11 protein-coding genes are annotated in these 13,086 nt (G+C 41.2%); 3 read left to right on the forward strand and 8 right to left on the reverse strand.

Features of this window, described 5'->3' with window-relative positions; genetic code table 11:
* Positions 1 to 30: 30 nt before the first annotated feature.
* The 7 genes from JEU79_RS15390 to JEU79_RS15420 form a co-directional block, all read right to left on the reverse strand.
* Positions 31 to 639 (reverse strand): DUF938 domain-containing protein, encoded by a 609-nt coding sequence (locus JEU79_RS15390; protein ID WP_198264813.1) that lies wholly within the window; start codon positions 637 to 639, stop codon positions 31 to 33.
* Entirely contained in the window at positions 639 to 1,805 is a 1,167-nt protein-coding gene (locus tag JEU79_RS15395) for a GNAT family N-acetyltransferase (RefSeq protein ID WP_198264814.1), read from the reverse strand. The genes JEU79_RS15390 and JEU79_RS15395 overlap by 1 nt, the downstream gene beginning before the upstream one ends.
* A gap of 38 nt (positions 1,806 to 1,843) precedes the next feature.
* Positions 1,844 to 2,488, reverse strand: a complete 645-nt coding sequence (locus JEU79_RS15400) for a type IV pili methyl-accepting chemotaxis transducer N-terminal domain-containing protein (protein ID WP_246540332.1) — start codon at positions 2,486 to 2,488, stop codon at positions 1,844 to 1,846.
* 314 nt (positions 2,489 to 2,802) lie between these two features.
* Positions 2,803 to 3,321: a tetratricopeptide repeat protein gene (locus JEU79_RS15405; protein ID WP_198264816.1), complete on the reverse strand. Its 519-nt coding sequence runs from the start codon at positions 3,319 to 3,321 to the stop codon at positions 2,803 to 2,805.
* A 187-nt stretch (positions 3,322 to 3,508) separates the two neighbouring features.
* Positions 3,509 to 5,857, reverse strand: coding sequence for a penicillin-binding protein 1B (mrcB, locus tag JEU79_RS15410; RefSeq protein WP_198264817.1), 2,349 nt, complete (start codon positions 5,855 to 5,857; stop codon positions 3,509 to 3,511).
* Between the two features lie 8 nt (positions 5,858 to 5,865).
* Positions 5,866 to 7,275 carry a cysteine--tRNA ligase gene (gene cysS / locus JEU79_RS15415; RefSeq protein ID WP_198264818.1) on the reverse strand — a complete coding sequence of 470 codons (1,410 nt, stop codon included), beginning with the start codon at positions 7,273 to 7,275 and terminating at the stop codon, positions 5,866 to 5,868.
* Between the two features lie 19 nt (positions 7,276 to 7,294).
* Positions 7,295 to 8,989, reverse strand: coding sequence for a glutamine--tRNA ligase/YqeY domain fusion protein (locus JEU79_RS15420; RefSeq protein ID WP_198264819.1), 1,695 nt, complete (start codon positions 8,987 to 8,989; stop codon positions 7,295 to 7,297).
* A 439-nt stretch (positions 8,990 to 9,428) separates the two neighbouring features.
* Here JEU79_RS15420 and JEU79_RS15425 point away from each other — a divergent pair, with 439 nt between their 5' ends.
* Entirely contained in the window at positions 9,429 to 9,977 is a 549-nt protein-coding gene (locus JEU79_RS15425) for a peptidylprolyl isomerase (RefSeq protein WP_281400925.1), read from the forward strand.
* Between the two features lie 62 nt (positions 9,978 to 10,039).
* Here JEU79_RS15425 and JEU79_RS15430 read toward each other — a convergent pair whose 3' ends face one another.
* Positions 10,040 to 11,632 carry a hypothetical protein gene (locus tag JEU79_RS15430; RefSeq protein ID WP_198264821.1) on the reverse strand — a complete coding sequence of 531 codons (1,593 nt, stop codon included), beginning with the start codon at positions 11,630 to 11,632 and terminating at the stop codon, positions 10,040 to 10,042.
* A 122-nt stretch (positions 11,633 to 11,754) separates the two neighbouring features.
* Here JEU79_RS15430 and JEU79_RS15435 point away from each other — a divergent pair, with 122 nt between their 5' ends.
* Both JEU79_RS15435 and JEU79_RS15440 read left to right on the forward strand, forming a co-directional pair.
* Entirely contained in the window at positions 11,755 to 12,363 is a 609-nt protein-coding gene (locus tag JEU79_RS15435; RefSeq protein ID WP_198264822.1) for a glutathione S-transferase family protein, read from the forward strand.
* Positions 12,364 to 12,484: 121 nt separating this feature from the next.
* Positions 12,485 to 12,976, forward strand: coding sequence for a peptidylprolyl isomerase (locus JEU79_RS15440; RefSeq protein ID WP_198264823.1), 492 nt, complete (start codon positions 12,485 to 12,487; stop codon positions 12,974 to 12,976).
* Positions 12,977 to 13,086 lie beyond the last annotated feature (110 nt).

The following is a 13,086-nucleotide window of genomic DNA, read 5'->3' on the forward strand; positions in this document are numbered from 1 at the left end:
CCACCCTACGTTTAAAGCAATACCTTGTAGTTAACCCTTCTTCTTCCAGCAAAGAATTCTATTATTAGCTGGCATCGGATAGTCTTGCAGGAGTTTGAGGCCTTGTGCTTCTGCTAAGGTGTTCACTGCTGAAAAATCTCGAATAGCACTATTCTCATCATGGTTCTTTAACCAGACATCAAATTGTCGATTGCTTTCACTGGTGTATTGCCCTTGGTAGTTGAACGGGCCATAAACGATTAAGAGGCCATTATCATTGAGTAAGGCAGGTGCCTGGGAAAAGAATTTTTCAACATCATCCCAAGACATAATATGTAGGGTATTGGCACTAAACAGCGCATCCACTTTTATCTCAGGCCAGGTGCTTTGTTGCACGTCTAAAATAATGGGTGCTTGAAGATTGTCCAGCTTGCCATCGACACAATATTCATCTAACCACATCTGAATGCCCTGATTCATCCTATCTGAGCGTTCGCTGGTTTGCCATTGAATATGAGGCATGACGTGAGAAAAATAAACCGCATGTTGTCCTGTGCCACTACCGATTTCTAATAGGCTGTTACTTTGTGCGAGCAGTGGCTGTATCACTTGCAAAATAGCGGCTTTATTTTGTTCGCATGATTCGGAATACGGCTTCATTAAGGTGACTTTCCTATCTGTTTTTTATAAGGCAAATGCTGATTGATTTCATCAATGTATTTTAGCACGTGATTTTTTTCATGTTCGACAAATTGTTCGAGTGATTGCTTAAAATGATCTTGCATTAAATAATGTGCTGAGCGTGTCAAGGTGGGGACAAAGCCACGGGAGACTTTATGCTCTCCCTGAGCACCAGGTTCAAATACGGATAAGTTGTTTTCAATACAGTATTCGATTCCCTGATAATAACAGGCTTCAAAATGTAAGCCTTTTATGGTTTTATCACAGCCCCAAAAGCGGCCATAGAGTCGGGTGTCACTCAAGAACATTAATGAGCCTGCAATGCATTCACCGTCTAGTTCAGCTAATACCAATAAGACCTGATCGGGTAATTGTTGGGCAATCGCTTGAAAAAAATCATAGTTGAGTGTGGGCGTTCCCCATTTTTCTTTAAAGGTGCGTTCATAAAAGTGTGCCATTTTTTGCCAGTCTTGAGCGCTGGCCTGATGACCATTCAGGCGCTTTAGCGTCACCCCTGATTGCGCGACAGACTGACGTTCTTTAATGATGTTTTTTCGTTTGCGTGATGAAAACTGTGCTAAAAAATCATCAAAATTTTGATAGTTTTTATTATGCCAATGGAACTGACAGTCATGGCGGATCAACATATTTTGTGTTTTAAGCCATTCTAGTTGGTTATCAAGAGGAAATAGGATATGAAAACCACTGACTGATAACTGGCTAGCGACATCCTTCAAGGCGTCAAGAAACAAAGGCATTATTGTTTCGCTAGCAGTACCGGCTTTTATTAGAAAGCGTTGTCCTAGGGTGGGGGTATAGGGAATAGACGATACTAGCTTGGGGAAATATTGCAGACCATTTTGCTGCCAGGCTTCAGCCCAGGATTGATCGAAGACAAACTCACCATAGCTATTGTATTTTTCATACAAGGGCATGGCGGCAACCATTTCCTCATTTTGATAGATAGCAAGATGCCTTGGCAGCCAACCAAATTTTTCCCGGCCATTTTTTCCTACACAATGATGTGTCTCTAATGCATTAAGAAATTCATGACGTAAAAAGGGGTTATTGTCTTCTACTAAAGCATTCCATTGTTGTGCATCAATCAGTGCTATTTCATTAAACACTTTGACTTGTAACGACATCAATCACATCTCGCAAAAAGAACTCTATTAATTAAGCGTTACATTTTACTATATAAATATGTTGCCGTATCCATATATTTTAATAGTTGATTGACGGTCAGAGAGACCAGAAAGGCGTTGTGGGTATTATCCAGGGAATGACTAAATAAATTAAATGAGCGATCAGCCTTTGCCAAAAGCCCTTCGACTTCAGGGGTATTATGCTTATACTGATTCAAATATACTAAGCCCTCAGTAAAAGCCTGGCGTGACTCAGCTAATTCATCACGATAGAAATCATCGTTAAAGCCCCAGTCACGTAACAAATAAAATAGTTCAATGCGTTGACTTAACATCCGCTGACGACCAGCCACATTAACAATTTTAGCCAGTTCTTTACCTGACTTTTTTTCTAAATCCAGTACGATTTGATGGGATAATGCGAGTAATTTTTCGTTCATTTTAATCAGTGGAGGGATATTATCTTTTGTTGCCGGAGCCAAAATCAAAGTTTTGTATTGTGGCATCATTTGCTTGATACTTTTCAGTGAATCATTAATTTCTTCAATATCAGTAAATTCACTGATTAATAATAGGCCATTTTCAAAACGACTGAGGGATTTATAGAGCTTTTTTTCTGGTTGATTATAGAATTGATCCTGGCCTATCTGACAATAGGATTTTAGGATTTTCTGAGTGAGCATTCGCTGCAAGCCAGCGCGGTTTATTGCCTCATTCAGCTCTGTGTCTGAATGTGTAGTCGATGCATTCACAGGTAAAATGAGTATCAGACTAAATAGTATCAAAAAAATTATCTGAGTGGGGGTATTTGAACAAAAGTGAGTTTTGACCATTATGTTACCTAATTTAAGCTTGGGTTCTGGTTGATAATTAACTTTAATGTTCGGTAGTGCTGTACTGTATTGGTGCGCTTGGTTTGACTTATAATATCAAAATTAAAAAAAAATGAAACTAGTTAGGGTAATTACTTAGTTGACTTCTTGATCAATATCAAATTTCAGTATTTTTGTGCCTTCTGAGGTTCACCCAATTCAATATAGCTTTGTTTGATGACTTTGGAGTTGTTCTTTTTTAATTGCGGGTTATTTTTACCCAGATTATTGGATTTTAATGCTTGCTGAATGGCTTGCTGATAATCTTGCTGATAAAACTTTAATACTGCCATATTGTGCCATAGCCAGGCATTGCCCGGTTCTATGCGCAGGGCACGTTTTAGCAGATTTTCTGCACTATTATAATCATATTGTTCAATGGCTGATTTTGACTGTGCAAGCAGATCCAGTACAGCTTCACGACTGGCAGGTGGAGAGGATTTTTTGCGTGTCATCGGGGTGCCACGATCCAGCGCCGCAGTAGTAATAACTTTGGGCTGGTGTTGGTCTTCGCTATTCACTGTGCGATCTTCTACCGGTGGTTTATCTGGCATGCTCGTGCGATTGTAGGGGGAATCTTTAATGCTGGTACAACCATTGATTAGACTGAGAATGAAGATGATTAATAAGTATATTTTGATCATTTTAGGCTCATTGAGTATTGAATTTAGCTTCTCCCTTTGAAAATGAGGGGAGGTGACTGTAGGGTGGGCACGCTTTTTGTGCCCACGCTGAAAGAGTAAATATAGAGTATTGAGTCAGCGTGGGCAGATAAAGCCATGCCCACCCTACTATTTTATACTGATAAATAGCCCTATTTACGGATGGGCACTAATTAAATAAACGATCTAACCAGTTTACCTTATTTTTGCCACAAGTCTGAGTGTTTTGTGGTTCACTGCCAATGATAAAGGGCAAATATTCAGTATTTTCACAACGTCCGGTCAATGTTAATTGCTTCATCGAATCAATCCAGAACCATTTTATATTTTCTGGCTGGTTTTGCTCCAAGACTCCAACATCCAATTGTTTCATCATCTTGCCCCATACTTTTAACGCCCCCGAAGATCCGGTTAGGCCTGCTGGGCTGTTGTCGTCATGCCCAAGCCAGACAACTCCGACCAGGTTATTACCAAAACCTGCAAACCAGCTATCACGCAATTCATTGGTAGTGCCAGTTTTGCCCGCCAAGTTATAATGGGCTGGAATATAACGAGTCATTCCCCGACCGGTACCCATGCTCACCGCTTCTTGTAGGTTGGCATTGACCAGATAAGTGGCACTTGCGTCCACTTTGCGCTCCACTCTTACCGGAAACTGTTGCAAGGACTCATTATTTTCATCTTGTACCGATACAATGGTATGCAAGGGTGAATAAAATCCCTGATCGGCCAGTGTTTGATACATTTGTGCCACCTGAATAGGTGATAGTGTCAAGGAGCCTAATAAGACTGCCGGATAGGGTAAGGCATCGGTGTCAACACCTAGTTTTCGCACCGTATTAAGCACTTTATCAACGCCTATTTCCATGCCCAGTCTAGCGGTTGAAAGGTTATAGGACTTTGCCAGAGCAAGGTGTAAAGGCACTAAGCCATGTTCTTTTTTATCAAAGTTTTTCGGTTTCCATAATTTACCTTTAACACTTTTGGCGGAAAAGGATTTATCTTTTATTAACGACGCTAAAGTATAACCCTGTTCCATCGCCGTGAGGTAAATTGCTGGTTTAATCAAGGAACCAATGGGTCGGCGGGCATTAATGGCGCGGTTAAAGTCCCCTTCCCGACTTTCTTTGCCCCCCACAATGGCTAAGATTTCTGCGGAATCCCGATGGCTGACCACAATCGCACCTTGTAGTTGTTTTGAGAACTTTTTACCCCAACTTTTGAGCTGACTCGCAAGGGCATTTTCTGCCGCCCATTGTACTTGTGGATTCAGGGTAGTGAAGATGCGCAAGCCTTTGTCAGTCAGATCATCCTGATCATAATTTTCCTGTAACTGGGTTTTCACACTATCCAAAAAGGCGGGAAAAGGTGAATTGCTTAATGACCAGCGACGACTGATCCCCAAGCTACTTGTTATTGCCTTTTGATAATGATTTTGCGTCAATAAGCCTTGCTCTAACATAACTTTTAATACGGTATTGCGACGTTTTAGCGCACGCTTTTTGTTATTTCTAGGATTGTAAAAAGAAGGGCCTTTAACCAGTCCCACCAATAAGGCGATTTGTGGCTGGCTCAATTGTGTCACCGGACGCTTGAAATAGTATTCACTGGCCAGGGCAAAACCATGAATAGCACGGCGACCATCCTGACCGAGATAGACTTCATTAATATAAGCCGTGAGAATTTCATCTTTAGAATAATGGTATTCCAGCAATAAGGACATAATGGCCTCATTGATTTTTCTCACTAGGGTGCGTTCACGGGTTAGAAAATAATTTTTCACTAGTTGCTGAGTTAAAGTACTGCCCCCCTGCACGGTTGCACCCGCTTTAAGATTAGCCCACATTGCTCTGGCAATACCCTTGGGGTCAATGCCATAGTGCTGATAGAAATTTCTATCTTCGACGGCCAATAAAGTATTTTTGAGTTTTTGCGGAATGTCTTCCTGACTCAGCAATAGGCGATCTTCATGTAAGCGCGGATGGATACTACCAATTTGAGCGGGGTCAAGGCGCACTAAGGCGAGTTTTTTTCGTTTTTCCCTATCATAAATTGAGCTAATGCCCCGAGTATTGAATTGAATACGTAATTTATGAGACGCTTCTTCACCATCGGGGAAAGCAAATTTACGGGTGACTAATTCAATGCGCTGACCACCTCGGGCAAAGCTACCCTGAGTAGATGCCTGTCGATCTTTTCGATACGCGGCAAGCTTGAGTTCCTGCTCAAATTGCTTGGCGGTAATTTTGAGTCCGGGATAAATTTCGAGAGAACGCGCATACACTTTTGCCGGAATCGACCAGCGCCGCCCTTCAAATTTGTCTTTGATGATATTGTTTAGATAAAGCGTGTAAAACGTTAGGATAATACTACCGAACAAAAAACTCCAAAGGATGAGTTTTTTTAAACCCTGCCATACACGCCCGAAAAAAGAGCGTTTATTAGCAGCGCGCTTTTTACGGCCTTTTTTTGCACGTTTTTTAGCACTTTTATGAGTAGTCGCTTTTTTTACCGGCATATTCAGACTTATTTCCTGCGCCAGCGTGTGCCTTCAGCAGTATCTTCCAATAAAATGTCTTCGCCATCCAGCACATCACGAATGCGATCACATTCTGACCAGTTTTTTTCTTGCTTGGCGGTCGCACGTTGCTCAATTAATGCGTTGATCTCATCATCGGATAAACCACCTTCTGTACTACTGCCTTGTAAAAACTGCTGGGCATCGTTCTCTAATAGGCCTAATAATTCCGCCAAAAGCTTTAGTTGCCCCGCCAGTGCAGTCGCCTGTGCTGTGTCCGATGTTTTTAAGCGATTAATTTCATGGCTCATATCAAAGAGTACGGAAATCGCCATTGGGGTATTAAAATCATCATCCATCGCTTGGAAAAAACGCTGTGCATAGCCCTGTACATAGTCGCTCTGTTCATCCAAAACCGTCGCATCCGACAATTCTAAACCTAATAAAGCCTGATACAAGGTGGTCAGAGACGATTTTGCTTTATCCAGATTTTCATCAGAATAATTCAAGGGGCTCATATAGTGACTATTGAGAATAAAATAGCGAATGACTTCCGGTGCATAGGTTTTCAGTACATCACGAATAATGAAGAAGTTGCCCAAGGATTTAGACATTTTTTCATCATCAACACGTACAAAACCGTTATGAATCCAATAATTAACAAATTTATGTCCGGTACAGCCTTCAGATTGAGCGATTTCATTTTCATGATGGGGAAATTTCAGATCCAAACCACCCCCATGAATATCAAAGTGATCACCTAGACATTTAACGGACATGGCTGAACATTCAATATGCCAACCGGGACGTCCCTCACCCCAGGGTGATGCCCAACTAGGCTCACCGGGTTTGGCTTTTTTCCACAAAACGAAATCCATGGGGTCACGCTTGGCCTGTTCGACTTCAACGCGACTACCCGACTGCAAGTCATCGAGGTTCTTTTTTGCCAGTTTGCCATAATCGGCAAATTGACTCACTTGATAATAGACATCACCATTGTCAGCATAGTAGGCCATTCCCTTATCAATCAAGGTTTGGATCATGGCTAAAAGTTCATCCATGTGTTCCGTTGCACGGGGTTCTAAGTCCGGGCGTTTCACCCCCAGGGCATCGGCATCTTCATGCATAGCCTGAATAAAACGGGCGGTCAGTGTGCCTATGTCTTCACCATTTTCAATTGCACGGGAAATAATTTTGTCATCAATATCGGTGACATTGCGAACATAGGTGACATTCTCTGGGCCATAGATTTTCCGTAAATAACGGGTGATCACATCAAAAACGACGAGTACGCGGGCATGGCCGATATGACAGAAATCATAGACCGTCATACCACAGACATACATTTTTACTTTGCCTGCCTGAATCGGTGTAAACAGTTCTTTTTTGCCTGTTAAGGTATTTTGAATATGTAACATAATCGATTATTTTCCTGCCCTATTTGCCTACTTTTACCCATGAATCTCTCAGACTCACTGTACGATTGAACACTAATTTATCTGCACTGGAATCTGCATCGGTGGTGAAATAGCCTTCGCGTTCAAATTGATATGAATCACCTGCCTGACTCGTTGCCAATGACATTTCTGCACGGGCATCAGGCATTACCTGCAATGAATCAGGGTTTAAGAAATCCAGAAAATGGCTATTTTCATCATCATGTTGTTTGGCTGCAGCATCGGGATTTTCGGCACTGAACAAGCGGTCATAAATACGCACTTCTGCTGGTACACTATACGCTTGAGACACCCAATGAATTACCCCTTTCACCTTGCGCCCTTCGGGTTTTTTACCCAGAGTATCTACATCATGGCTACAGATAAGCTCGATAACTTCACCTGCATCATTCTTAATGACTTTATTGCATTTAATCACATAAGAATTTCTTAAACGCACTTCTTTATCCACTGTTAAGCGCTTGTATTTGGGTGGCGGTACTTCTTCAAAATCACTGCGATCAATATAAATGACTTTGGTCATTTTTATGCTACGTCTTCCCATGGACTCATCCTTCGGATGACAGGGTGCGGATAACTCTTCTACCTGATCATCAGCCCAGCTCTCAATGGTGACTTTCAATGGATTAATGACACACATTGCCCGTGGTGCAGAGCTTTCTAAATCTTCACGGATACAAAATTCCAGAGTCCCCATGTCTACGACACCATCGACTTTGGTCACGCCAATACGTTCACTGAATTCACGAATCGATGCCGCTGTATAGCCACGACGTCTTAGGCCGGAAATCGTCGGCATTCTGGGATCATCCCAGCCCGTCACATGCTTATCATCAACCAATAACTTTAATTTACGCTTACTGGTAATGGTGTAGTTTAAGTTCAAACGAGCAAATTCTATCTGCTGTGGGTGGCAAGGGGTTTGTAATTGATCCAGCACCCAATCATATAGAGGGCGGTGATCTTCAAATTCCAGGGTACAAAGGGAATGGGTAATACCTTCGATGGCATCTGAGAGACAATGAGTATAGTCATACATGGGATAAATACACCACGCATTGCCGGTCTGATGATGCTCCACTTTACGAATACGGTAAATAATGGGATCACGCATATTGATATTAGCTGAGGCCATATCAATTTTGGCACGTAAGACCTTTGCACCTTCGTCAAACTCACCGGCTTTCATGCGCTCAAATAAATCCAGGTTTTCTTCAACACTTTGCTCACGATAGGGGCTGTCTTTGCCTGCCTCGGTGAGTGAACCACGGTATTCACGTGCTTCTTCTGGACTCAAAGAACACACATAAGCCTTGCCCAATTTGATCAGTTCAACGGCATAGTCATAGAGTTGTTGAAAATAATCTGATGAAAACTTCGGTTCATCATTCCATTCAAAGCCCAACCAGGACACATCTTTTTTAATGGAATCGATATATTCCATGTCTTCTTTTTCAGGATTGGTATCATCAAAGCGTAAGTTACAACGGCCTTTATAATCTTCTGCTAGACCAAAGTTGAGACATATGGATTTAGCATGACCGATATGTAAGTAACCATTCGGTTCGGGGGGAAAACGAGTCACCACCGCACCATTATGCTTATTGCTGCTGATATCGGCATCAATGATATGACGAATAAAATTACTGGAAGGTTTTGTCTCTGTATCGCTCATTATTCTCGTTTATCTCGTATTTTGTAAATTAGGGGTCGAACCCTAGCACCATTTTAGGTTTAAGCAGTGATTTTAATGAATTAACAGACAAAAATAAATCATTCCTTTGAATCACGGCATTAAAACCGTTATATTATTCGAAACAGAGTGTTTTATCTCTCTTTTAATTTTAACCTAAAATAATCAGTTGAATCGTAGCGAGAGCGACTTAGGTGCTGAAGATTAAGGGTTTTACAGGTTATTTTGGCTTTATTCGTAGTCACCCTACGGGTGAAGTCAAAATGTTCTGGAAAATCCTTAAGATTCAGTGCATAAGGCGGTCGCAGTAGGTTCAACTGATTTTTTTAGGTTTAATGCTTGCTTCTATTTAAACTATTTATAAGGTTCAAAGATGATACGATTCAAATATTTAGCGTTTAGTTTTGCTCTGAGCATCTTTTTGCTCAGTTTTAGTGTCAACAGTGTTGCTGCTACCGATGCCAATAATACTGTAAAAATCAAAATGACCACCAATCAGGGTGATATCATCCTTGAGCTGTATCCTGATAAAGCCCCGCTCACAGTCAAAAACTTTGTCAATTATACCGAAAAGCATTTTTATAGAAAAACCATCTTTCACCGTGTCATTGATGGTTTTATGATTCAAGGTGGTGGTTTCATTAATGCTCAGGATCGAAAAAGACCGCTCAGTCCCATTAAAAATGAAGCCTATAATGGCTTGAAAAATGATCGTTATACCATTGCTATGGCAAGAACAAGTAATCCGCACTCGGCAACATCACAGTTTTTTATCAACCTAAAAGATAATAACTTCCTTAACTTTACCCGTAAATCAATGAATGGTTGGGGTTATACGGTGTTTGGAAAGGTCATTGAAGGTCAGGATGTTGTTGATAAGATTGCCAAGGTTAAAACCATTAAAGCAGCAGGTCAGCAAAATATTCCTCTTGATCCAATTTATATTGAAGATGTGGAAGTGATTAAATAATTAGTGTTCATCCGTTTATTCTAGAATTATTTGATAATTGTGACTGTAGGGTGGGCAATAAATTAACAACCTGCATGGGTGACAATAAAGACCCCGAATAATTCCTTGGGATCATCCCCTTCATCGGGATTAATCGCACCTTCTAGGCCATGAGGCTGGGGAGGAGCGACTGTTCCCATTGGCAGGTTAACCATTCCGCCCTGGTACACCCCACTGATCACCGCTTTACCAAACAAATCAAAGACCGAATGAATCCGATAGGCGGCTCCAACACTGACAATTTTTGATAAATCAACAGCAACAGTAGCATCTCTATCATAGTTATAAACTGTAATACGTCCTCGACGGGGGTCGTATTCGTTTTTAATGTAAAAGATTTTTTTACCACTGCTAGGTTCTGTGCCGGTAAATACATTAGCCCCTAGATTATTGATCTGGTCATCATTACCTGATGTACCATGAAAAACGGAGTTTCCGGTCATATTGATGCTTTGCCAATTACCATTTACTTTAAAGTTTTGCACTAAATAATTATCAATGAGCGTGGCATCTGCATTGGAAAAAGCATTGCCTTTGTAGCTACTTGCATAGCCAATCATGGTTCGACCGATATCTGAATAGCCCTGATTATTTTTGATCAGTAAATTTCTAACGGGTTGGTAGCCACCGACTAAACAATCGTATTTTTTCATGCCCTTGCGTATATCCGACGCGCCGGTTAAAAACCAGGTATTGTCCTGAATATCAAAGTTTTCAATGCCTCGATTATTTTGGTTGCCGGTCTGGTAGGCATGAATGCCTGTACCAAAGCCATAAAAAATCACATTATTGGTAATCTTTTTTACACCATCAAAGTTTTGCATATACATCGCATGGCCATGACCACGGCCATAAGAGCCATCGGCAGGCTGTGCACTCCAGCCATTATTGTAAATGATGCTGCCATAGGTTTCGGTATCAATACCCGTAAAGCCATCCTGTCTTTTACTCCAGGCATTAATCCCCCCGGTATTATCATGGGAGATAAAATTAATCACCCGATTGGTTGAGCCAATGATATTAACCCCACCATTGAGTGTGATATCCGAAGGATTTGAGGAGTTATCTACCCTAGAAACACGATTATTGTCGAAGCTAGTCACTTCGATGCCATAATAATGCGTCCAAGCGCCATTGATAGTCAAACCTGAGCCTGAAGGCGCATTAGTGGTATCAATAACAACACGTTTGCCCGGATAAGGTTTGACTGAAATCGGAGCGTTGGCACTGCCTCTCAATTCACTGGTGAACGTACCTTTATACGTCCCTTCCATTAGCCAGAGCGTATCACCATCTTTCACTATGTCATTATTGGCCAGTGCTGTAGCTAAATCCAAAGGATCTTTTTCTGTGCCTGTAGCATTAGCATAACCTGTTGGTGAAGCAAAAATACCCTGCGGCTTAACAATCGGCAACGCATTGCATGAAGATTTGTAAAAGGTGGCTTCGTTGTAGGCATTAAAAGCATCGGGAGAGGGAATGCTCGATACTGGCTTTGTTAAAATTGACAGTTTCAGTGATGAAGACATGCCCATTTCTGCACTGGCTTCAGTCACAGTAAAAAAACACCAACCGACCACAAGATAAGATTTAAATCGTCTATTAATAAAACCCATTAACATTCCTATGTTTTTATAAATTATAGGCTGTTTTTTATCTTTAATCTGTGAAGTGAACACCATTAAAACAATGATGCTACAATATTTCTTTTGGGATGAGTAATAATAGGGACAAAACAATGAAACTAACACTTTATGGATTTCCACAAACACGCTCCATGCGGGTTCAGTGGTTGTTAGAAGAGATGGCGCTCGATTATGAATTTGTTGAAATTAATATTTTTCAGGGTGAGGGTTTTGCCAAAACCTATCGAAGAATACACCCCCATGGTCAAGTACCTGCATTGGATGTTGATGGTAAAATCATGTTTGAATCCGGAGCAATTTGCCATTGGCTGGCCGATCAATTTCCTGAAAAATGCTTGGCTCCGGCAATCAATGAGCCATTACGAATGGACTATGAGCAATGGATGTTTTATGCCCCGTCTACGCTAGAGCCTCCTGCTTTTCAATATTTGCTGCACAGTGTATTGCTACCCGAAGAACAACGCATAGCAGAGATTGTGGAGTGGAATAAAACAACTTACCTGAAATTAATAAAAACCCTAAATCGCTTGCTCAAAAATAAGCAATATTTACTGGGTGAACAGTTTTCTACTGCTGATATTATGTTGGGTTATTTATTGCTTTGGTTTCCTAAGCATTTGGAGGGCTTGCCTGCGTTAAATGATTATTGTCAACGGCTCAGTGGGCGTGAGGCTTATAAAAAAATCATTGATAGTTTCTGACGGCGGCACGAATTTCGAACGCCAAAAACTTTAAAACCTTGATTTTTTATGCTTTCACCCTTATAAAGTAGTCAGGAATTTAATTCAATCAACTCATTCAACTAGCTGGTTAATATAAACTATGATAACAATGCAAACTAACTATGGCACAATCACCATAGAACTTGATACTGAAAAAGCCCCTGAAACTTGTGCTAACTTTGAACAATATGTCAAAGATGGCTTTTACGACGGTACTATCTTTCACCGCGTCATTGATGGTTTTATGATTCAAGGCGGCGGTATGGAACCAGGCATGGCGGAAAAAGAAACCCGTGCCAATATCAAAAATGAAGCAACTAATGGCCTAACCAATGAGCGCGGCACTTTAGCAATGGCTAGAACGCCTGATCCTCATTCTGCTTCTTCTCAGTTTTTTATTAACCTGAAAGACAATTCATTCCTGAATTTCCGCAGTGAAACAGCCGATGGTTGGGGTTATTGTGTTTTTGCTAAGGTCACTGATGGTATGGATGTGGTTGATGCGATTAAAGGTGTCAAAACTGGCAATTCTGGTCATCATTCAGATGTGCCAGTTGAAGATGTTGTGATTGAGAAAGTGACTATTTCTTAGAGCTATTTATTAGGGTGGGCATGGCTTTATCTGCCCACGCTGACTCAATACTTTGTGTTCACACATTCAGCGTGGGCACAAAAATCGTGCCCACCCTACGATCTGATGCG

It is taken from the genome of sulfur-oxidizing endosymbiont of Gigantopelta aegis, assembly GCF_016097415.1.
Taxonomy (GTDB): Bacteria; Pseudomonadota; Gammaproteobacteria; order GRL18; family GRL18; genus GRL18.

Coding starts and splice junctions, on each gene's coding strand:
- JEU79_RS15395 (WP_198264814.1), bottom strand. CDS start 1,805: ATGTCGTTACAAGTCAAAGTGTTTAATGAAATAGCACTGATTGATGCA.
- JEU79_RS15400 (WP_246540332.1), bottom strand. CDS start 2,488: ATGCTCACTCAGAAAATCCTAAAATCCTATTGTCAGATAGGCCAGGAT.
- JEU79_RS15420 (WP_198264819.1), bottom strand. CDS start 8,989: ATGAGCGATACAGAGACAAAACCTTCCAGTAATTTTATTCGTCATATC.
- JEU79_RS15435 (WP_198264822.1), top strand. CDS start 11,755: ATGAAACTAACACTTTATGGATTTCCACAAACACGCTCCATGCGGGTT.
- JEU79_RS15430 (WP_198264821.1), bottom strand. CDS start 11,632: ATGGGTTTTATTAATAGACGATTTAAATCTTATCTTGTGGTCGGTTGG.
- JEU79_RS15390 (WP_198264813.1), bottom strand. CDS start 639: ATGAAGCCGTATTCCGAATCATGCGAACAAAATAAAGCCGCTATTTTG.
- mrcB (WP_198264817.1), bottom strand. CDS start 5,857: ATGCCGGTAAAAAAAGCGACTACTCATAAAAGTGCTAAAAAACGTGCA.
- JEU79_RS15405 (WP_198264816.1), bottom strand. CDS start 3,321: ATGATCAAAATATACTTATTAATCATCTTCATTCTCAGTCTAATCAAT.
- cysS (WP_198264818.1), bottom strand. CDS start 7,275: ATGTTACATATTCAAAATACCTTAACAGGCAAAAAAGAACTGTTTACA.
- JEU79_RS15440 (WP_198264823.1), top strand. CDS start 12,485: ATGATAACAATGCAAACTAACTATGGCACAATCACCATAGAACTTGAT.